Raw genomic sequence first — 18,814 nt, forward strand, 5'->3', positions numbered from 1 at the left:
ATGAACGAATTCAAGCTGCCCGAATCGATGAACGAAGAGGAGAAACTCACACTCCTCTCCCAGCTCGAAAGTCTTATCGAACAGACGTACAGTGTCGAGAAAGAGTATATCGCCCTCACCAACGCTTACAACCATCTGCAGAACCTGGTCCAGCAGATCATCGAGGCGCTGCCCAACGCCCTGTGGGTCCTCAACGACGAAGGTTCGATTTTTCTTCAGAACAGCGAAGCGGAAGCCCTGAGCGGCCTGCTCGAAAAGATCGACCTCGAAAAAAAAGAGCAGGAGATCGCCTTCAAGAAGCGCCACTACCTCGTCAAAACGACCCGCAACGAGTCGAAGACGATCATCAGCGCCACGGACATCACCGAACAAAAACGCAAGGAGAGGCTTGCATCGATGGGACAGATGGCGGCCCACCTCGCCCACGAGATACGCAATCCGATCGGCTCTATCACCCTGCTGCTCTCCTCCCTCTCAAAACGTGTCCTTCCCAAAAATCAGCCGATCGTCGAAGAGATTCGACGTTCCCTTTTTAGAGTCGAGCGCATCATCAAGACGACCCTGATGTACTCCAAAGGGGTCCAGCCGCTCTTTGCGGAAATCTCTCTGAAAAGTCTGGAAAAGGAGTGCCGCGCCGCCGTCGACTCCTACAGTTACGCCAAGAGCATCCACATGCATTATCATTTCCAGGATTCTACGATACGGGGTGACCTGGGGCTTCTTTCTCTGGCGCTTCAGAATCTCATCTTCAACGCCATCGACGCCATCGAGGAGTCCGAAGACGAAAAGGGAGAGGTATGGCTCGAAGCGAAACACTCCGGCCGATTCGTCATATTCACGATACGCGACTCCGGGGTGCCTTTCGAAAATCCTGATCGGCTCTTCGAAGCCTTTCACACGACGAAAACGAAAGGGCATGGACTGGGACTTGTCCTGGTCCGGCAGATCGTCAAAGCCCACGGGGGAGAAATTTCCCTGGAAAAAGAGCCCAAACGTCTCACTCTCACTATTCCGACAGAACCGACGGAAAAAGAGTTATGACAAGAAACCGCACCATCTACTCTCTTCTACCGCTCGCTCTGATACTGCTTATCGGATATGATCTTTATATGACCCATCAAATCTTCTCCGCACACAACAACAAAATGTGGCAGGAGCTTCTCTCCGGGTTCGGAAGAATGGATACGGAAACGATTTTCTCCAGACTCCGGGCCGCCTGGAGCGAACTGGAGACCGGAGGGCGTTTTGCGCTGATCGCTACCTATCTGTTTTCGTTTCTTTTCTTCATGGCTCTGGCAGTGCTCTTTTTTCGCCAACTCTCCGTCACCGGGCACCTTGGTCGCCTGAAAGAGGAGCTCGATAAGCGGAAAAATGAAGTGGCGAAACTCCAAAAAGAGCTTTCCATGCATATCTATACCGATCCGCTCACGGGTATACCCAACGGCAATGCACTGAAAAAGAGGGTGGAGCGGCCCGATCACGATATCGAGTTTCTTGTCCATACCGATATCGATGCCTTTCACGAAATCAACGAGCTTTACGGGGACAACACCGGCGACGAGCTTCTGCAGCAACTTGCAGACCTTCTTAAAACCCACTTCAACAAACCCCATTTCGATCTCTATCGCCTCCGTTCCGACGAATTCGTCATCGCAAGTACGAAAGGGCTAAACCGCATCGAACTCGATCACGAGCTTTCGCTTCTTGTCAGCGTTGTGAACAACCACCGTTTCGTTGCGGGATCGGACAGTTTTCACATCGCCGTCCGCGCCGGAGCTTCCATGGAGAGAGACAACCTCCTGGCCACCGTGGGCATGGCGCTCAAATGTGCCAAAAAGTCCTACCGTAACTACTGCATATACGCCCCCCAACACGATTTGACAGAGCAGTACCGCTCCAACCTCTCATGGATCCGCCAGATCAAGCGGGCACTGGAAGAGGACAGAGTCATCCTCCACTACCAGCCGATCGTGCGTGTCAGCGACAACAGCATCAATGCCTACGAGTGTCTTGTGAGAATCGTGGACAACGACGGCACCATCCACTACCCGGTTGAATTTCTCGAACTGGCGAAACGGTCAAAAATCTATTTCGATATCACGATGCGTGTCCTCGATCAGGCGTTCGCCTCTTTTCATGACCATCCGGGACATTTCTCCATCAATCTATCCTACGACGACATCGCCAACGGCAACATCATGGGATTCATCATCGAAAAGGTGCGTCGTTTTCCCGAACCTCACCGCATCCATTTCGAGATACTGGAGTGTGACAAAATAAAGAATTACGAAACCGTCCGCCGTTTTACGGACAAAGTGCGCCGAATGGGATGCTCCATCTCCCTTGATGACTTTGGATCCGGCTACTCGAACTTCGAACACATCCTGAAACTCGATCTCGATATGCTCAAGATCGACGGTTCACTGATCAAAAACATCCTGACCGACCAAAACTCCCGTCTCATTGTCGAAACGATTATCCGGTTCGCCCAGAAACTCGATCTGGATACCTGTGTCGAGTTCGTCAGCGACAAGGCGACCTACGATCTTTTGAAATCGATGGAGGTCACCTACATGCAGGGATTCTATCTTTCGAAACCGAAACCTTACCATTAGGCCGAAGCGAGAATTTCGACCTCTTCCATAGCGTGCAGCCGCTCTTCGAACTGTGGATTGACGTAGATGGAAGATTCGATTTCGATCTCCTGCAGTTTGGAACACAGACGCAGTTTGAGCTGCCGGCGGCCGGGACAGCTCTGCGCGAGCCGATAAATCTCTTCGAGAATGCGCATCTTTTCATGATCGAGGTTGAGCCGTATGGTCATCGGTTCTTCCGGTTTTTCCACCATTCTGGTATCGACCTTCTCTTTGCCGCACGCTTTAAGCTCCATAATTTTATGGACCCGCATGCGGGTAAAGTCTCCATCACGCGTTATGGTCACTTTGAAGCCGATCGGTTCTTCCAGATCCATTTTTTCCAACTGTTCGAGTTGCCGTTCGAAGAGGGTAATTTCGATGTTTCCGTGCAGGTCCATGACATTGGCGATCCCGAATTTGTTCCCTTTTTTGCTTATTTTGGTCGTAACTTCCTCGACTTTTCCGATCAAAAGAGCCGTGGAACCGTCAGCGATCTGGTCGATATCGGACGAGAGGGTATAGCGAATCTTCTCCAGTTCTTCACGGAACCTGTCGAGGGGGTGGCCCGAAACATAAAAGCCCAGAGACTCTTTCTCAAGCTCCAGAATGCTTTTTTGCGGATACTCCTCCATCGGTAGAATGTCCACCTTGATGTTGATCAGATCCTCGTCGTCGCCGAAGAGTGAACCGACGGCCATCTGCTGTGCCCGGGCGCTTTCGTGCATCGCTTCGACGATAGCGTCGATGCTCTCCAGCAGCGCCCTGCGGCTGTAACCGAAGCCGTCCATCGCGCCCGCTTTGATCATCGATTCGATCACCTTCTTGTTCACCTTCTGGGTGTCGATACGGGAGACGAAATCGTCGAGCGACCTGAAAGCCCCCTCCTCTCTTGCGGTAAGAATCGCATGGACGGCGGCATCTCCCACTCCCTTGATGGCTCCTAAACCGAAGAGAATGACCTCTTTGCCCTCTTCGTCGCTGTCGGGCGTGAACTCCAGGGCGGAGCGGTTGATGTCGGGAGCGAGCAGTTCGATGCCAAGCCGTTTGACTTCGTCGATATACTTGACCACCTTGTCGGTGTTGTCCTTTTCGCTGGTTAGCAACGCCGCCATGAATTCGGCCGGGTAGTGGGTTTTGAGGTAGGCGGTCTGGTAGGTGACCATCGCGTAGGCGGCGGAGTGGGATTTGTTGAAGCCGTAGCCTGCGAATTTTTCGATCAGGTCGAAGAGTTCCGCCGCTCTGTCGTAGTCGAGCCCCTGGGCTTTGGCCCCTTCGGCGAATTCGCTTTTGTATTTCTGCATCAGGTCGAATTTCTTTTTCCCCATCGCCCGGCGGACGATATCCGCTTTTCCGAGGCTGAAGCCGCCGATGGTCTGGACGATCTGCATGACCTGTTCCTGGTAGACGATGACCCCATAGGTGGGCTTTAGAATCTCCTCCAGTTGCGGGAACATATAAGTGATTTCCTGCCGGCCGTGCTTACGCTCGATGAAGTCGTCCAGCATGCCCGACTCCATCGGCCCCGGACGGTAAAGCGCGAGTACCGCGACGAGGTCTTCGAAACTGTCGGGCTTGAGTTTGGCGTTGAGCTGCTGCATCCCGCCCGATTCGATCTGGAACATTCCCACCGTCTCGCCACTTCTAATCGTTTCGTAGACTTTCGGGTCGTCCATGGGGAGGGTGTCGAAGTCGATGGTGACGCCGTGGCGCTGTTTGACCAGATTGAGCGCGTTGTCGATGACGGTGAGGGTCTTGAGCCCCAGGAAGTCGAATTTGATAAGATCCACATCTTCGAGAAAGTTGAGGGAGTACTGGGTCACCAGCGTCTCTTCGCCGGAAGGTTTGTAAAGCGGCGTCTTGTGCCAGAGCTCCTCGTTGGAGATGACCACCCCCGCCGCGTGCATGCCGGCGTTGCGTTTGAGCCCCTCCAGCGCCAGGGCGAATTTCCAGACCCGTGCGGCGGTCGGATTGCTCTCCACCAGCTCCCGCAACTTGGGCTCCTTGTGCCAGGCACCGGGTTTGAAGCCCTCTTCGCCCTCTTTGCCCTTGCCCATCAGGGTGATGCCCAGTTCGTCGGGAATCAGTTTGGCCATCTTGTCCGCTTCGGAGTAGCTCACCCCCAGCACCCGCGCCACGTCACGGATGACCCCCTTGGCCAGCAAGGAGCCAAAGGTGATGACCTGCGCGACGTTGTAGCGGCCGTATTTCTGCACCACGTAATCGATGATCTCTCCACGGCGGGCCTGGCAGAAGTCCATATCGATATCGGGCATGCTGACGCGTTCTGGGTTGAGGAAACGCTCGAAAAGCAGGTCGTAACGCATCGGGTCGATGTTGGTGATCCCCAGGCTGTAGGCCACCAGGCTTCCCGCCGCCGACCCCCGGCCGGGACCGACGGGAATGCCCCGCTCCTTCGCCTCGCGGACGAAATCCCAGACGATAAGCATGTATCCGGGAAACTTCATCTGATTGATAATTTCGATTTCCCTCTCCAACCGTTCCCGATAGCGCTCGTGTTCGCTTTCAGGCACATGCTTCAACCGCTCCTGGAGCCCTTTGCGGCACTCGTGGACGAAGAGGACCTCGTCGTTGGCGAAGCTGTTCGCGTTTTGGGGCTCAGGTACCTCGATGCCCGCTTTGGCGGCGTACTCCCTGGCGAATTTGAAGTTGGGCGGCGTGGGGTTGCCAAGATCGAGCTCCAGATCGCACTTTTCGACGATCTCCTGGGTGTTTTCCAGCGCTTCGGGGATGTCGGCGTAGAGTTCGGCCATCTCTTCGGGTGATTTGAGGTAGAACTCGTGCACCGAATGGCGCAGCCTATCGGGATCGTCGTAGAGTTTGTTCATAGCGATGCACATGAAGGCTTCATGAGGCTCCGCATCGTCGGGATAGAGATAGTGGGTGTCGTTGGTCGCCACAATCTTGATGCCGGTCTCCAGGCTCAGGCGGATGATCTGCTCGTCGATGGTATGCTGGTCTCCGATACCGTGGCGCATCAGTTCCAGGTAGAAGTCCTCCCCGAAAATCTCCCGATACTCCAACGCCACCTCTTTGGCCCGCTCATACCCCTGGGCACCGAATTTGACGTTGCGCTCGCTCAGGTTCATGTGCCAGTTGACCTCTCCTTGCAGGCAGGCGGAGGAGCAGATGAGCCCCTCGCTGTGCTCTTCGAGCAGCTTTTTGTTGATACGGGGATAGTAGTAGAAGCCTTCGATATAGGCCATGGAGCTGAGATACATCAGGTTTTTGTACCCGGTTTCGTTCTTGGCGTAAAGGCACAGATGATAGCGCTGGCGGGTACTCTTGTCGCCGATATCGTCGCTGTTGTGCAGATAGGCTTCCATCCCGATGATGGGCTTGATCCCCTCTTTTTTCATCTGCTGGTAGAAGTCGATGGCGCCGAACATGTTGCCGTGGTCGGTGATGGCCACCGAATCCATACCAAGTTCCTTGAGCCGCCCCGCCAGTCTGGAGATTTTGTTGGCACCGTCAAGTAGCGAATATTCGGTATGCAGATGAAGATGGGTGAATCGTGGTTTCATTGGGTCTTTTCTTCCGCTGTGGATTCGTCCGGAAATTGCGCAAAACCTGACATTCCAAGGTTTGTATGGCTTCCGCGACCGGATTTAAATTTAAATTAGTCTATCGAAGTTGGCGTTATATTTCGCTAAATCGCGCCAAAAATTTCCTCCTCTTAAACAAAATACCGGGACGGCCGATTTTATTGTAATAATGTTACGCAATACAAAAGGATGAGCTATGTTCGATTTAATCTTATTCGGGACAATAGGCCTGCTTCTTTTGATTCTGATGGGCTTCCTTGTCCTGGTCATCCGCGACCACATGAAAAGCAAATCGTTTGAACTCTATGTGCACCAGAGCCAGGAAGAGATCAAAAAAGAGGCTAACCGTTCGGCAGAGGAGAAAGTGAAGAGTCGGGAGAACGCGCCGATAAAACGACGCACGCCCGCGAAGCCGGAAGCGCTGCCCACCGAAAAAAGCGAATCAGATGCATCGGCCGGAGAGACAACTCCTTCCACCCCGTCAGAACCCGAAGTTTCCAAGAAAGAGCAGGAACGGCCCGAACCGGAACCCCGTCCGACCCTCTATCGGCTTCATCCGGACACCGGAGCGGAAACTGTGGAAATTCAGAAAAAAGCGGACGCCATTTTGCGAAAAGATTACGGGCACTTTTCGCATCAGCGGCTGGTAGAGGGGATGGGGCTCTCCTCCGAAGAGGCGGATGAGTTCGTCGTGGAGCTGATTCATCAGCTCGAAAACGCCATCAACGATCTCGACCGTGCCCTGGAGACGGAAAATTTTACCGAAATCGAACACATTACCCATGGTCTCAAAGGGGCCGCCCTCAATATCGGAGAGGGGGGCGTGGCCGACCTTCTGACAGAATACAACACCTACATGAAAGAGAATCATGAACTCCCGGTCATCCGGGCCTATCAGACACTTTTGAAACAAACCGTAAGTGATTTGAAGGTAGAATATTCCCAAGTCGCCTGAGAAGGATTTGGGAAAATGCCAAAAAAGAATATCGTGCTCATCGGCTTCATGGGAGTCGGCAAGGGATCACTGGCCAGAGAGCTGGTCCGTCACGACCCCGCTTTGTATGCACTCGACACCGACGACATGATCGAAAGCCTCACCAACACCCGCATCAAAAAGATTTTCGCCACCGCCGGCGAAGCCGCCTTCAGAGCCTTGGAGCAGAAAACTGCCGACTGGCTGGCCGGTAACGTTCAAAATGCGGTCATCTCCACCGGCGGAGGCTTCTACAAAGTCAAAAACATCAAAGAGATTGGCACCGTCGTCTACCTCAAAGCCGATTTCGAATGGATCTTTCAGCGCATTCTAAGCGCTCCAAACGCCAAAAAGAAGCTCAAAAAACGCCCCCTCTTCCAGGATGCCGAGAAAGCGAGGGCTCTCTTTGCCGAACGGTTCGAAGCCTACGAAGCGGCAGCCGATATTGTCATAGATGTCACGCAAGGTGAGAGAGAAACATTGGCAAAAGAGATTCTAAAAAAATGTGCTCAAAAGCAGAAGTAAATCGCAGAAGCAAAGAGTCGGGCAAATTTCAGAATTCAGTTTAAAAAGCGGCCTGCCGGCCGCTTTTCATCAGCAGTAATCGGCCAGCAAACCTTCTTTGAGGGACTGATAGGTCTCCTCTCCCACCAGTTTGCGGACAATGGCCAGACCGAAGCAGAGTGCGGTCCCGGGGCCGCGGGAAGTCATGACATTGCCGTCGACTACCACCTTCTCCTTGTCCGTATATCCCTCTTTCCCAATCTGCTCTTCAACGCTGGGATAACATGTATAGTGTGCCGGAAGCACGCCCGCTGTTTTGAGTGCGAAAGGAGCGGCACAGATAGCCCCGACAATCTTCTCTTTATCATTCATCTCTTTAAGAAGGCTCTGAACCGTCGGATTCTCCGCCAATGCATGCGTTCCGTCCCAGCCTCCCGGCAGTACGATCATATCGAGTTCGTCAGCCACCACAAACTTGATGTCGGTATCGGTTTTGATTGTAATGCCGTTGGCTCCGGTCACCAGCTCTTCATTGACACCGGCGACAATCACTTCGATACCGCCGCGGCGCATCACGTCGATCAGGCTGACCGCTTCAATCTCTTCGAAACCTTTTGCCAGTGGGACACATACTGTTGCCATCTTTCACTCCTTCAACGGGAATTTGGTATTGAAATCGGCGATGGCGGTTTCTTTTGTCATTCCGCCATCCTTTCGCTTACTTCACTTTGTCCAGATACTTGCCCTCGGTCGTATCGACCCGAATCTTGTCCCCTTCCAAAATATGATAGGGAACCTGAACGACGGCACCTGTCTTGAGTGTGGCGGGTTTTCGGCTTCCGCTGGATGTATCGCCCTTGAAGTTAGGCGGTGTTTCAACGACTTCAAGTTCCACGACCTGGGGCAGTTCCACGGTTATCGGCTTTCCGTTGTGGAAGAGTATATTGACCGTGAATCCCTCATCCATGAACTTAATCACATCTTCGCCTACCTGCTCATGGGTCAGACCGATCTGCTCATAGGTAGTCGTATCCATGAACTGCAGCATTTCTCCATCGTCGTATAGGTACTGCATCGTTTTCTGTTCAAGATTCGGTGTCTCGAATTTGTCACCCGCATGAACCGTCTTTTCTATGACGCGGCCGGTTGAAAGCGATTTTATTTTGATTCGCACGAAAGCCGCGCCTTTGCCGGGTTTGACGTGCTGGTATTCGACGACGCGATAGGGCTGTCCATCTATTTCCAGGCGGATTCCCTTTTTCAGGTCTCCCATACCTATTGTTGCCATTACTTCTCCTAGTATAAAATTGTTGGTATTTTATCCAAAAAACGGATGTTACGCAAAACTGCAGCTTTTGATTCCAAAGCTCTACGGAAGCCTCCACATACTCCTGCGTACGGCAGGTTCCTTCCAAAACATGTCCCCAGGCTGCGGGAGTAAACCGTCAATGAAAAAATCTGGAGAAGAGGTAGAAAATGAGTGAGAGGAGAATCGAAAGGAGAATGGAGGTGGCGATGGGAAAGTAGAAGGTGAAGTTCTCTTTTTTGATGACAATGTCGCCGGGAAGTTTCCCGACGAACGAGACGAAAAGGCCGAACAGAATGAGGATCACCCCCATTCCTATCAGCAGCTTCCCGATCTCCGGCATCACACTTCCTGCAGCTCTCTCAGTTTTTCCGGATCCATCGCCTTGGCGCGGAACATCAGCACGGGAATGAAAATCAAAGAGACGATAACCGCAGCGACGGTACCCGAAATCAGTGCGACCCCCAGTCCGCCGAAGATCGGATCGCTTGCCAGCAGTGCCGAACCAAGAATGATCGCGATCGCCGTCAGCATGATCGGCTTGGCCCGGGTCGCGCTCGCCACTGCGATGGCATGCTGCTTGTCGAACCCTTTTTCAAGCATCAGTGCTTTCGCGAAATCGATCAGCAGCAGCGAGTTTCGCGAACTAATACCCATCAGGGCGATAAACCCGATCAAAGAGGTCGCCGTGAGGAAAAAGGTATGCTCCGTTACCATATCCGCGACCCAGTGTCCCACAATGACCCCGATAATGGAGAGAAAACTTCCTGCAAGGACGATACCGCTGATCGTGAAATTCTTGTAGTAGACGACCAGCAGCAGGAAAATCAGAATGAGCGCCGCGATAAACGCCGCTCCAAGATCACGGAACGTATCGAGCGTCACTTTCATCTCGCCGTCCCATTTCAGGTCGAAAACCTCTCCTGTCTTTTTGTCGGTCAGACGTAGGTTGAAGAGGTAGTCTGTCGTTTCGATTTTGTAATCTTTCGCAAGTTCATTCATGATGGTCGACCGTGCATCCAGAAGCGGATAGACCTGGGATACAAGATCGGTTTCCGCCGTGACGTTGATCATGCGGCGAAGTTCTTTTTGCATGATCGTCGGCGACGCATCCACTTCCCTGATATCGACGATTTCGTTGACGGGAACAAGCATGCCCTTTTTGTTCATCAGTTTCAGTGAAGCCAGTTTGGACTCCAGTGCTTGCCTGCTGTGGTCACGCAGACGCCTGGTTTTGTCGCTCAAACGGACGAAAAGGCCGATCTGATCGGGATAGTCTTTGCTGTTTTTATGTGCGACGACCATCCCTTCGAAAGCAAGATAGAGTATCTTGTTGACCTGTTCGACACTCAGACCCGAGCGGCTGATTTTGTCGGAATTGGGAACGAGTTCATATTTTTTGTAGGGGTCGTCCGCCATGATGTTGATATCAACGAGGCCTTCGGTCTTCTTGAATATCGCCGCAATTTTTTGGCTGAGTCGGTAGATGCTCTCATAGTTTCTGCCGTAAATTTCCGCCACGACCGAAGCGAGTGTCGGAGGACCAGCCGGCTGTTCGATCATTTCGATGACCGTTCCTGGTACGATAGCTTCGCAGTTGGTTTTAATCGTCGGACGCAGACGGTGTACCATCATGAACGAAGGCTCTTCGCGCTCGTGTTTGTCGGTAAGATTGACGACGATCTCCGCCTCGTTCTCGCTGTTTTTAAAAGCCGATCCCTTGACGAGTCCCGCGTAATCAAGAGGCGCTCCCTGTCCCAGATAGACTTCGGTATCGACCACCTCTTTCTCTTTTTGGAGAAAACCGACGGCACACTCGGCCACAGCCCTTGTCTGTTCGATGGAACTCGCGGTAGGAGTATGGATATAAATACTGTACGTATTGGCGCTTTTTCCGGGAAGCATCTTGGCCAGAACAATCTTTGTCGGCAGCATCATGACCGAAGCGGCGAGTGCAACCAGCGTCAGAATGATGACAAGCCACTGCTTGCTGTTGGATGCAAGAATGTTGAAAACGAATGTCTCAAATTTTTTCATCACTGGTTACCTCCCTCATCTTTGGCACTCTCTTTTTGCCAATGGTGGCGATGATGATGCATATGGGGTTTTTTCAGAAGCCGCCTGCCCAGATAGGGTGTAAAGATATAGGCGACAACGAGAGAGGCGATCAGTGCCACCGGTACATTGGCCGGAATCGGTTTCATGAACTGCCCCATCATTCCTCCCACAAATGCCATCGGCACCATCGTGAGGATGATCGCAAGGGTCGCGATGTTGGTCGGAGCACCGATTTCGTCGGTCGCCTCGACCATGATCTCATCCGTACTCTTGTCCACCGCATCGTGTGAATGCAGATGCCGGTGAATGTTTTCGATAACGATAATCGCCGCATCCACCAGAAGACCCAATGAAAGAAGGAAGGCAAAAAGCGTAATGCGGTTGATCGTCTGCCCCGAAAGATAGGCGATAAAGAGTGTGATAGCTAAAATGGCAGGTACCGTGAATGTGACGATAAGCGACTCTTTCCATCCAAGGAAGAAAACGAGCATGATCGAAATGATGACGATCGTGATAAGGATATGGTCGACCAGTTCGTTGACCGCATCGTTCGCACGTTTGCCGTAGTCACGTGTGATGGAGTAGCCGATACCCATCTTTTCGAGTTTCGGGCGGAACTCCTCCATCTTCTCTTTTACCGCGTTGGCGATGACAACCGCATTCGCGCCGGCCAGTTTGCCGAGAGTGAGCGTGACGGAATCTTCAAGCGGCGTGAAGCCCTTTTTTGCGCGTCTTGTCATTTCGACACTTTTGAAATTCTGGATATCGACACCATCAGTAATCTTGGCGATGTTTTTCAGATAGATGGGCGATCCCATATACTGGGCGACGATCAGGTTTTCGACATCGCGGATACTCTCAATGGCGTTTTTGACACCGAAAATGACCAGCTTGTTCTTTTCGGTGCGTCCCTTGACATCCGGCACATCCGCCGCCAGTGCTTTGAGCGCCTGTACGATCTGCCCGAGGGAGAGGTGGTAGCCCGCCAGTTTTCCCAGATCGATCTCGATATTGTACTGCTCTTTCTTGCCCCCCTTGATTTCTGTTTTCGAAACATCCTCGATGCGGTTGAGCTGCTGCTGGATTTCGCGTACCATTTTGAAAAGTTCGATATCGTTTATCTTCGCAGGATCCTTCTTGTAGAAAGTGATGCCCATAACGGGAATATCGATATCGACATCAAACGGCTTGATCAGGGGTTTCATGGCACCTTTGGGAAATTCGTCCATGTGCTGGAAGACTTTGTCGTAGAGATTCTGGTTGGCCGCCTGCCTGTCTTCTCCGATGTAGTACATTACATTGACGACACCCACATTGTCCATGGCGATGCCGTAAATATGCTCGATCCCCTTGATTTCGCGAAGCTTTCTCTCCAGCGGGTTGACGATGATGTTTTCGACTTCCCGGGGAGAAGCGCCCGGCATCGGCACGATGATCGTACCGCCGGATACCGAGATCTGAGGATCCTCTTCCCTTGGCATAATTTCAAGTGAAATGTAACCGATAATGAGCAGAAAGACTCCCAGAATCGGTGTCAAAGGGTTGTGCAGAAAGCCTTTGGCCAGCTTTCCCGCAATATCCCTGACCTTGTAGGTTGATTTATGCATGCGAGAACCTTTTTATTTGATCGTGACCTGGGCGTACATTCCCGGATAGACCGGCTGCCCTTTGTAATCGAAAGAGACCTTCATTCTGAATTGGTGTGTCATCGGGTTGGAACTTGGAATGATCGCGTAGACCTTGCCTTCACGCTTGAGTCCGATAGAGGGTATTTCCACCATCACTTTCTGGCCCACTTTGACATCTTTCAGATCGCTCTCCGAAATTTCCGTCATGATTTTCAGTCGGCTCAAGTCGGTCAGTATGATCGCGGGCATGCCGGGAATCGCCATTTCGCCGGCGTTGATGCGTTTTTCTACGACAACGGCATCGTTGGGTGCGCGCACTGCCAGATACTTGTACTGGTTTTTCACCTCTGCCAGTTTCGCTTTGGCCTGGGCCACCTGTTTCTTGGCGATCTCGATCATCGCTTTCGTATTTTCCGCGGCAAGCTGAAGATTCTCCAGCTCGTATTTGCTGACCATACCTTTTTTGAAGAGCCGTTCGTGGCGTGCCAGGTTGGTCAGGATATTGTTGTACTGGTTCTGGTTCATCTGCAGAGCTAGCTCCGCCTGGGAAATGGCCAGCTCCACTTGGGATTTGGCACTGTCGATCTCTTTGGAATCGATCGTATAAAGAAGCTGCCCTTTTTTGACGCGTTCACCCTCCACGACATAGACTTTTTTCACAAAGCCCATGTAGCGGCTCGTCATCATCTTCTGGTTATCCGATACGACACTTCCCGTCAGTGTCAGTTCGGCACCGCTCAATCCGGCAGCAAACAGGGCGATCAGCAGAATTATCTTTCTCATAGGATTCCTTTGTTGATGATGTATTCAAGTTCGAAGACTTTGTTGTTTCTCTCAAACCGTGTTTTGACAAGACTCAAAACAGCCTGGATATGTTCACTGTTTTTGATCAGCACATCGTTGATCGACAACAACCCCTCTTTGTATCGGCTGTAGTAATTGTCGTAAACTTTCTGGGTATATTCCACCTTTTCGCGAAGCGATTGGATGTCATACTCTTTGCTTTTGATCGATGTTATGATTTTGTCGATTTGCAGTCCGATACCCTTCTTGGCCAGTTCAACCTGATGCTGCATCTTCATATTCTGGATTTTTGCCTTCTCGTACTTGGATTTATCGATAAATCCGTTGAAGACATTCCATTTGAGTTGAACGCCGATGGTATAGGCATCTTTGTCGGAGAAGTCATTCAAAAAAGTGTCATCGGCACTGCCGTACTCGGCAAAAGCGCCAATCTGTGGAAGAAAATTGGCTTTTTCGGCACCGATGGCAAGGTCGGTGACCTCCAGACCCATATGGGCCTTTTGGATATCGATGTTTCTTTGGAGCATCTCGTCTCTTTTCATCCGGGGCATAGGCACATCGTTGTCGACGACGACAATGGAGATGACCGTATCGTTGAGCAGGAAAGAGAGATACTGGTAGGCAAGTTCACGGTTGAGTTTCGCCTGGTTGATCATGCGCAGCACATCGGCTTTCTTCGTCTGCACCTGCAGCAGATCGATATCGAGCGCATACCCCTCTTTTACCATGTTGGAGACCGTTTCTTCCAGATCTTCGACATTTTTCAAGATGGTATTGAGGTTCTTGATAAAGTTCTCTACAAGGGAGATATTGTAGTAGGTCTTTCGTGTCTCGAACAGTTTCTGATTCAGCACTTTCTGGCGATCGAGTTTGCTGATCGTCGTCATCTTATCGGTAATTTTACCATACGCCAGTAGCTTTCCTCCCACGTAGACCGGGATCTGATACTGGATTTTTTCCTGAAAATGGTTTCGGGCATCCGGATAGTTCAGATCGTCTGGAGCGGTGTTCAGCAACTGATTCTGCAAGGCAGGATCGCCCATGATCTGGGAAAATCGTCCGAAGTCTCCACCCGACATCTGCAAAGCCTGACCAGCCCCTGCGAGAAAATCGCTGAAGCCGAAATCTCTGAAAGTGGCTTCACGGCTCTGCAGTTTGAACCCGAAGACATTTCCGGCGTCGTTCGAGCGCAGAGCGTTGACAACAAGGTCGAGACGACCAAAGTTGTACCCGACCGCTTCATGGTGCTCCTGCTCCTTTATCAATACATCCTGCTCAGCTACCTTCACTTCGATATTGTTCTGCCTCACAAGTTCGAGCGCCCGTTCGAGCGTGAGATTCTGCTGAACGGCGAAAAGGGGCAATGTGACAGCCATTGCCAACAACATCTTCTTCATACCTGCTCCTTTGACGAAGAAAGTCTCTAATTTTACAACAAAATTAGGAGTATTGTACTGTATAAAATTTAAATTTATATTATTTATAAGGCAAGGTTATCAAGTCATCGCTTGATAACCTCGGTTTCGGAGTTAAAGAATAACGTATTTTACGTAGATGGAAGCTTCCAGAGCATCGAGTTCGCGCAAAACCTCTTCGGAGACATCGTTGTCCACGATAATCACAGCCAGGGCAAGACCCGTTTTGTCTCTTCCGAGGCGGAAATCGGCGATATTGACATGGTGTTTTGCGAGAATCTGTCCCACATCGCCTATAACACCGGGCACGTCGGTGTTCTTGAAAAGAATCATCCGTCCCTTTGGCTCCACGTCCAGGGCGAATCCGTTGATTTCAACGATACGCTGAACATCTTCATTGAAGCTTGTTCCCGCGATTTCGACCACCTCTTTGTCAGTCGTCAGTTTCAGGCGGACACTGCTCTTGTAGGCACCGGCCGTGGGCGACGACTCTTTGATTATATCGATACCCCGCTCTTTTGCCACAAAATCGGCATTGACATAGTTGATGGTCTCACCCAGAGATTCCTTCAAGGCACCCACCGTTGCGAATGTGGCAAGAGAGTCGATATACTCTCCGATACCGCCTTCTCCCACAATTTTGATCGACTTGATGGCACCTTTGTTCGCCTGCGCGGCCAGAAACCCGATCTTCTGCGTCAATTCGAGGTAGGGTTTGACGAAAGCCGGGATTTCACTCTCTCGAATCGGAAGATTGAGCGCATTGGGATAGCTAATCCCCCTGGCCGCATCCAGCGCCTGCTGAGCGGCCTGGGTCGCGATTTTGTACTGCGATTCGTACGTGTTGGCTCCCAGATGGGGTGTCACCGTTACATTGTCAAGATCGAGCAGCGGATTGTCCGTGGCGGGTTCTTTGACAAACACGTCGAGTCCGGCAAATCGGATCTTTCCGCTTTTAAGACCTTCGTAGAGCGCCTCTTCGTCATAAAGCCCTCCACGGGCGCAGTTGATCAGGACGACACCCTCTTTCATCTTCTCGATCTCTTTTTTGCCGATCATTCCAATCGTCTCCTGGTTTTTCGGCGTATGGATCGTAATGATGTCGCAGGCAAGAATATCGTCGAAGTTTGTTGTATATTCAACCCCCAGATCGGTTGCTTTGGAAGGGTCGATATAAGGGTCGTAGGTAATGACATCCATCTCGAAGGTTTTGGCACGTTTTCCGACCCGGCTTCCGATATTTCCGAACCCGATGATGCCCAGCTTTTTGTCTTTCAACTCATAGCCGTACCATTTCTCACGCTTCCAGACACGATCGAGTTTCAAATGGTTGTGGGCATAGGGGAATGCCCGCATGCAGGCCAGCATGTGGGCCATCGTCAGTTCGACGGCGGCAATCGTATTGGCCGTCGGTACGTTCATCACGATGATGCCGCGTTTGCTGCATCCGTCGATATCGACATTGTCGACACCGACACCGGCGCGAACCAGCGCTTTGAGATTGCTCGCGGCTTCCAAAAAAGCGGAGTTGACCTCTGTCGAGCTTCTTGTAATGGCCACGTCTGCTTTGCCGATGACATTAAGCAGCTCATCTTTGGGCAAATCGGCTACATTGATATACTCAATATCCGGCTGGGAAGCGAGCATCTCGAGTCCGCTCTCATGGATATGGTCACATACCATTACAACATGCTTTTTCATCCTATTCCTTTACATAGTTTTCTGTTTCGATGGTGATATCGTATTTTTTTACCAATTTCACAATTCTATTCAGACTCTTTTTGTCAAGATTGTGAATCATGAGTATACCATTTTCCTTTTTGCGGAAAATGGCGTAATCGATACCGTTTCTATCGAGTATCTGCCTGATACAGAACATCTTGTAACTGTCGAGTTGTTTCAGAATAAGCCGATAGGCTTCGTGCGGCTTCGGTTTTTTCTTTAAAGGAAGATCGATCTCCATTTCCGTCACAGCATAGGCGTGTGAAGGTCTCTTTTTCGCGGCAAGATCCTCCAGCCATTTGGCACCGACACTTCGTTTTTTTTCATGACGCTCAAAATGTTTTCTCTCAAGCGGACTCGTATAGATGTTCTCTTCATTATGATTGGCATAGCGATAAAGCGATAAAAGCAGAATCAGAACCGCCACTGTCGACACTACCCCGAAAAGGATAATCAACAGGCGGTTCATAACGGAAACTTAGAGCTGATCTTTGATGATATCTCCGATCGTCAGACGATCTTCACTGTTGTTGAAGGCATTCAATGCATCGCGCTCTTTTTGGCGCTCGAGGCGGCGAACAGAGAGGCGAATCTTGTTGGAAGCCGGATCGAGCATGACGATCACCCCCTCAATTTCATCCCCTTTGTTGAGCTCCTCCATATTCAGCGGAGCGATATCCTCTTTTCTGATCAGTGCATCGACACCGTCCTCAAGCTCGACGAATACACCAAAATCCTTCACGTCGCGGATCTTTCCTTTGACGATGTCACCGGTTTTGTGCTCTTTGGCGAAACGGTCGATCGGGCTCTCTTCCAGCGCCTTTTTGCTGAGACTGATTCGCTCCTGTTCGGGATCGATCTTGATGATTTTGACCTCGACCTCGTCACCCTTCTTCAGCAGATCTTTCGCTTTAGAACCCTTCTCCCAGGAGACATCCTGGTTGTGAAGCAGTCCTTCGACCTTGCCGATACGCACGAAAGCGCCGAAATCGGTCAGTGTCGTCACCGTCCCTTTGACGACATCCCCCTCTTTGTATTGCTGGAGAAACTCCTCAAAAGGTTTGGGCTGGAGGTTTTTGTATGAAACACGCAGTCTGCGTGTTTCGGGATTGATTTCGATAACCTCTACGTTGATCTCGTCACCGACATTGAGGTAGTCTTTCGGATTCTTTATATCTTTATCCCATGAGACTTCCGAGACATGCAGGAACCCTTCGATATCGTTGCCCAGATCGACAAACGCGCCATAGGGTTCGATGTTGCTGACGGTGACCTTGATCGTATCACCCTCTTCCAGTTGATCGATAATCTCTTCCCACGGATCAGGCATGGTCTGTTTGATGGAGAGGGAGAGATGGCGTTTCTTCGGATCGTAGCCGATCGCTTTGACTTCGACGGTGTCACCCTCCGCATAGAGCGTCGCGGGGTTTACCGGGCCCTTGTAGCTGATTTCGCTGTAGTGGACAAGCCCTTCTATTCCCCCCACATCGACGAACATGCCGTAGCTTGTGATCTTTTTGATCGTACCTTCGACAACCTTGTTCTCTTCCATCAGCCTGTCGACGATCTCTTTTCTCTCTTTGCGCAGCTGATCAAGGTACTTTCTTCGCGATACGACGATGGAGTCACGATCTTTGTCGAGCTTCAAAATAACCGCTTTGATCTCTTTGCCGATAGGATTTTTCCCCATCGCAAACGCCGCCTGGCTCATCGGCATGAAAAATTCGATATTCTCTTTTCCTATCACGAAATAGCCGCCGCGATTTTTTCGAACGACTTTTCCCTCGACAACCATATTCTCCGCATCATTCTCGTGCTCTTCGATGAATTTTCTGACATTCGCTTTGCGGATCGCTTTCAAATAGGAAGCCTGGGGCCGCTCGTTGCGGTATCCGGTAATAACGACAGGAATTGTGTCTCCCACACTGAACTTGAGGTTACCCTCTTCATCTTTGAGCTCATCGAGGTTGACGGCCGCCTCCTGCTTGCGGCCCACATCGACCAATGCCTGGTTGTCACCTTCACGAATCTCTACGAGTACACCATCCGTTATACTTCCGCCCTGCTCCTTTTTCTCATACGCGTCCAACATCGACGCGAAATCTTCCTCCATGTTCTCAAACTCTTCCATTGAGGCCTTGTCCATACCTGATTCCTTCCGTAATTCAGGTGCCATTGAAACACCCGTGATTTTAAAGTTTGGTA

Annotated in this window: 15 protein-coding genes; 4 read left to right on the forward strand and 11 right to left on the reverse strand. The window is 51.1% G+C overall.

Translation table 11 applies throughout. The annotated features are described in order from the left end of the window. On the forward strand, positions 1–1,041 hold the full coding sequence (locus JMG82_RS03175; RefSeq protein ID WP_201353493.1) for a sensor histidine kinase: 1,041 nt from the start codon (positions 1–3) through the stop codon (positions 1,039–1,041). Beyond that, on the forward strand, positions 1,038–2,615 hold the full coding sequence (locus tag JMG82_RS03180; protein ID WP_201353494.1) for an EAL domain-containing protein: 1,578 nt from the start codon (positions 1,038–1,040) through the stop codon (positions 2,613–2,615). The genes JMG82_RS03175 and JMG82_RS03180 overlap by 4 nt, the downstream gene beginning before the upstream one ends. Here JMG82_RS03180 and dnaE read toward each other — a convergent pair. Further along, positions 2,612–6,178 carry a DNA polymerase III subunit alpha gene (dnaE, locus tag JMG82_RS03185; protein WP_201353495.1) on the reverse strand — a complete coding sequence of 1,189 codons (3,567 nt, stop codon included), beginning with the start codon at positions 6,176–6,178 and terminating at the stop codon, positions 2,612–2,614. The genes JMG82_RS03180 and dnaE overlap by 4 nt on opposite strands. A 217-nt stretch (positions 6,179–6,395) precedes the next feature. On the opposite strand from dnaE, the gene JMG82_RS03190 reads away from it, so the two are divergent. Both JMG82_RS03190 and JMG82_RS03195 read left to right on the forward strand, forming a co-directional pair. Further along, on the forward strand, positions 6,396–7,154 hold the full coding sequence (locus JMG82_RS03190; protein ID WP_201353496.1) for an Hpt domain-containing protein: 759 nt from the start codon (positions 6,396–6,398) through the stop codon (positions 7,152–7,154). A gap of 15 nt (positions 7,155–7,169) precedes the next feature. Further along, positions 7,170–7,697: a shikimate kinase gene (locus tag JMG82_RS03195; protein WP_201353497.1), complete on the forward strand. Its 528-nt coding sequence runs from the start codon at positions 7,170–7,172 to the stop codon at positions 7,695–7,697. A gap of 69 nt (positions 7,698–7,766) precedes the next feature. Here the strand turns inward: JMG82_RS03195 and JMG82_RS03200 are convergent, their stop codons facing one another. From JMG82_RS03200 to JMG82_RS03245, 10 genes are all read right to left on the reverse strand, one after another. Then, positions 7,767–8,318: a DJ-1 family glyoxalase III gene (locus JMG82_RS03200; RefSeq protein ID WP_201353498.1), complete on the reverse strand. Its 552-nt coding sequence runs from the start codon at positions 8,316–8,318 to the stop codon at positions 7,767–7,769. Between the two features lie 76 nt (positions 8,319–8,394). Beyond that, the gene (gene efp / locus JMG82_RS03205) at positions 8,395–8,964 is read right to left on the reverse strand and encodes an elongation factor P (protein ID WP_201353499.1); all 570 of its coding nucleotides are present in this window, start codon (positions 8,962–8,964) and stop codon (positions 8,395–8,397) included. Positions 8,965–9,121: 157 nt separating this feature from the next. Beyond that, positions 9,122–9,325, reverse strand: coding sequence for a DUF2905 domain-containing protein (locus tag JMG82_RS03210; protein ID WP_201353500.1), 204 nt, complete (start codon positions 9,323–9,325; stop codon positions 9,122–9,124). After that, on the reverse strand, positions 9,325–11,019 hold the full coding sequence (locus tag JMG82_RS11760; RefSeq protein WP_201353501.1) for an efflux RND transporter permease subunit: 1,695 nt from the start codon (positions 11,017–11,019) through the stop codon (positions 9,325–9,327). Before JMG82_RS11760 ends, JMG82_RS03210 begins: the two co-directional genes overlap by 1 nt. After that, positions 11,019–12,647, reverse strand: a complete 1,629-nt coding sequence (locus tag JMG82_RS11765) for an efflux RND transporter permease subunit (RefSeq protein WP_201353502.1) — start codon at positions 12,645–12,647, stop codon at positions 11,019–11,021. Before JMG82_RS11765 ends, JMG82_RS11760 begins: the two co-directional genes overlap by 1 nt. A 12-nt stretch (positions 12,648–12,659) precedes the next feature. Continuing rightward, positions 12,660–13,451, reverse strand: a complete 792-nt coding sequence (locus JMG82_RS03225) for an efflux RND transporter periplasmic adaptor subunit (RefSeq protein ID WP_201353503.1) — start codon at positions 13,449–13,451, stop codon at positions 12,660–12,662. Beyond that, complete coding sequence (locus JMG82_RS03230) at positions 13,448–14,869, reverse strand: TolC family protein (protein ID WP_236579175.1); 1,422 nt, start codon at positions 14,867–14,869, stop codon at positions 13,448–13,450. Before JMG82_RS03230 ends, JMG82_RS03225 begins: the two co-directional genes overlap by 4 nt. 132 nt (positions 14,870–15,001) lie before the next feature. Further along, positions 15,002–16,588, reverse strand: a complete 1,587-nt coding sequence (serA, locus tag JMG82_RS03235; RefSeq protein WP_201353504.1) for a phosphoglycerate dehydrogenase — start codon at positions 16,586–16,588, stop codon at positions 15,002–15,004. 1 nt (position 16,589) lies between these two features. Further along, positions 16,590–17,066, reverse strand: coding sequence for a hypothetical protein (locus tag JMG82_RS03240; RefSeq protein ID WP_201353505.1), 477 nt, complete (start codon positions 17,064–17,066; stop codon positions 16,590–16,592). A gap of 21 nt (positions 17,067–17,087) precedes the next feature. Beyond that, the gene (locus JMG82_RS03245; protein ID WP_236579176.1) at positions 17,088–18,755 is read right to left on the reverse strand and encodes a 30S ribosomal protein S1; all 1,668 of its coding nucleotides are present in this window, start codon (positions 18,753–18,755) and stop codon (positions 17,088–17,090) included. Between the last annotated feature and the right edge of the window lie 59 nt (positions 18,756–18,814).

The sequence above is a fragment of the Hydrogenimonas urashimensis genome (assembly GCF_016593255.1).
Classification (GTDB): Bacteria; Campylobacterota; Campylobacteria; order Campylobacterales; family Hydrogenimonadaceae; genus Hydrogenimonas; species Hydrogenimonas urashimensis.

Bases quoted from the DNA above. Each gene is read 5' to 3' on its own strand.
- dnaE (WP_201353495.1), bottom strand. From the start codon at position 6,178: ATGAAACCACGATTCACCCATCTTCATCTGCATACCGAATATTCGCTA.
- JMG82_RS03230 (WP_236579175.1), bottom strand. From the start codon at position 14,869: ATGAAGAAGATGTTGTTGGCAATGGCTGTCACATTGCCCCTTTTCGCC.
- JMG82_RS03225 (WP_201353503.1), bottom strand. From the start codon at position 13,451: ATGAGAAAGATAATTCTGCTGATCGCCCTGTTTGCTGCCGGATTGAGC.
- JMG82_RS03195 (WP_201353497.1), top strand. From the start codon at position 7,170: ATGCCAAAAAAGAATATCGTGCTCATCGGCTTCATGGGAGTCGGCAAG.
- JMG82_RS03210 (WP_201353500.1), bottom strand. From the start codon at position 9,325: ATGCCGGAGATCGGGAAGCTGCTGATAGGAATGGGGGTGATCCTCATT.
- efp (WP_201353499.1), bottom strand. From the start codon at position 8,964: ATGGCAACAATAGGTATGGGAGACCTGAAAAAGGGAATCCGCCTGGAA.
- JMG82_RS11760 (WP_201353501.1), bottom strand. From the start codon at position 11,019: ATGAAAAAATTTGAGACATTCGTTTTCAACATTCTTGCATCCAACAGC.
- JMG82_RS03190 (WP_201353496.1), top strand. From the start codon at position 6,396: ATGTTCGATTTAATCTTATTCGGGACAATAGGCCTGCTTCTTTTGATT.
- JMG82_RS11765 (WP_201353502.1), bottom strand. From the start codon at position 12,647: ATGCATAAATCAACCTACAAGGTCAGGGATATTGCGGGAAAGCTGGCC.
- JMG82_RS03175 (WP_201353493.1), top strand. From the start codon at position 1: ATGAACGAATTCAAGCTGCCCGAATCGATGAACGAAGAGGAGAAACTC.
- serA (WP_201353504.1), bottom strand. From the start codon at position 16,588: ATGAAAAAGCATGTTGTAATGGTATGTGACCATATCCATGAGAGCGGA.
- JMG82_RS03245 (WP_236579176.1), bottom strand. From the start codon at position 18,755: ATGGACAAGGCCTCAATGGAAGAGTTTGAGAACATGGAGGAAGATTTC.
- JMG82_RS03200 (WP_201353498.1), bottom strand. From the start codon at position 8,318: ATGGCAACAGTATGTGTCCCACTGGCAAAAGGTTTCGAAGAGATTGAA.
- JMG82_RS03180 (WP_201353494.1), top strand. From the start codon at position 1,038: ATGACAAGAAACCGCACCATCTACTCTCTTCTACCGCTCGCTCTGATA.